Raw genomic sequence first — 1,951 nt, 5'->3', positions numbered from 1 at the left:
TGACGGGGTGGGCGGTTCTTTCTGGTGGTGCGGGGACTTCGCCGAGGTTGACGGTTGATGACTGGTTGCCGTTCCATACCCGGAGGTGGGTGTAGGCCGGGCCGCTGGCTTCGTTCTGCCAGTAGAAGTCGGCTGTTCCCAGGGTGACGGTGCCGTCGGCGCTCCTGGAGGGCGGGCTGGCCGGCATGAGGCTTCCCAGGGAGTCCCAAGCGGAGTCCTCGGTGGGGTTGACGGCTCCTTCGACACGGAGTGCGGGAACACTCGTTGCCGTCCTGCGGTCTGCTGCCGGGATGCTCCAGCGGGCGTTCTTGGCTTCGATCCGGTAGACGGGGCGGTTGCGGTCGTTGGGGTTGGCCGGGTCGGCGGGGCCCTTGGCCTGGGGGGTGAGCCGGTGCGGTACGAGTTCAGGGGCGCTGGCGGGCGCCGGCTCGGCGGCGGCGCTGATCTTCAGGTCCCATGTGCCCAGTGCTGCGTTTCCAGGCGTGCCCGGAGTGAGGTCGAAAGCGAGTTCGCCGGCGCCGGTCTGGGAGGCGATCTTGAAGGTGCCGGAGGTGTCGTCGTAGACGGCTTTGGCGATCTGCCGGGTCCACGGCTGGCCCTTGACCTCTGCTGCGAGGTGCGCTGACCGTTCCCGCTGTGCGCAGCCCTCGGCCGGGGAGTTGATGTCGGATGGCTCCTGGGCGGTGGCTGTGGTGGAGATGGCTGTCTGGTATGTGGACGTTTTGCCGGACGGCAGGTCGAGCGGACGGCTTGCTTCGGGGAAGCCGAAGCCGGGTATCTTCGGGACTGCGTTCACCCAGCAGCCCTTCTGGAGCTCGCGGTCGGCTGCCAGGTAGACCAGGAGGTCGCGGCCGGTAGCGTTGGCTGTTTTGAGGTTCGCTGTCTGGTATCCGGGGACGAGCCGTTCCAGCTGGCGGGCCGTGACGTTCATGGTCTGCTGTTGGTCCCCGCCGGCCGAGATGACCACGGCCTCCATCCTCCTGGCGTCGGCAGGGCTGCGCCGCATTACCATGCTCTGGCCGACCGAGTCGCGCCGGTCGCGGCCGACGGCGAGGCGGTCGCGGCCTTCTGCATCCGTGAAGAAGGTCAGGCCGCGGGGCGTCGCCGACGGGTGCGGATTGTTGTCGCCGTAGGACACCGGCTCTTCGGCGTCCCGGTCCAGGGGGACGAGCCCGACGCGGCCCGGCACCCCGATGTTGGACCACACTGAGACCGCCAGGGACTCCTTCCGGTCGCCGTCCAGGCGGCCGAAGGAGAACGCGGTCGGTATGACCCACCCGCTCCAGCCCTTCCGGTTCCAGAACTTCTGCAGGATGCCGCCCGTCACAGGATCGACCAGGTATGCGGCATAGTGGTGCCGGGTAAGGCGCCCGACCGCGAGGACCGGCTTCCCCTCCCGCGTCCCGAACGACAGCGCCGTAACCATGTCCTGCGGATCGCCGGACGGGGCCCCGGGCATGCTCGGCAGCGTGAAGTTCCAGTCCTCCAGCAGCGCGCTCCTGGCCGACGGCTGCAGATCGCTCGCCCTCAAAATTCTGACGCCGTTCATGTTGAGGCCGACCGCGAGGACCTCCTCGCCACCCACCGTCCCGACGGCAAGAGTCGTCACTATATGGCTGCCCGTATTGAACGCCGTCTGCCCCGCCAGCCTCAGGGCGTGCTTCCCCTTTGCGTCCGGCACCTCGGAAACCGCATACTTCTTGACCACCGTACCGGTGACCGCGCCCGCCGTATGGGTGGGCTCAGTCAGGTAAACCGCCCCCCTGCCCACCGCGACGCGCGTGCCCAGCATCCCGATGTCGTCAAGCCGCCAGGCACCCTGGATCCGGTTGTCCCCGAACGCAGGCCGCTTCCAGTACTGGGCGTCCGGCCCCAGACCCAGCTTCACCGGCCCGGCAAGAACCCTGGGGGTGGCGCTGCGGGCGGGGTGGTCGTAGACCGTCACCTCACC

1 protein-coding gene is annotated in these 1,951 nt (G+C 68.6%); it reads right to left on the bottom strand.

Annotated features, from left to right (window positions below):
• The coding region (locus IF89_RS39225; RefSeq protein ID WP_043194840.1) for a hypothetical protein at positions 1-1,951 on the bottom strand (1,951 nt) is incomplete at both ends.

Origin of the sequence: Streptomyces sp. NRRL F-2664, from assembly GCF_000719345.1 — a bacterium.
In the GTDB taxonomy this organism is placed as follows: Bacteria; Actinomycetota; Actinomycetes; order Streptomycetales; family Streptomycetaceae; genus Streptomyces.
This window is presented reverse-complemented; position numbering and strand designations above follow the sequence as displayed.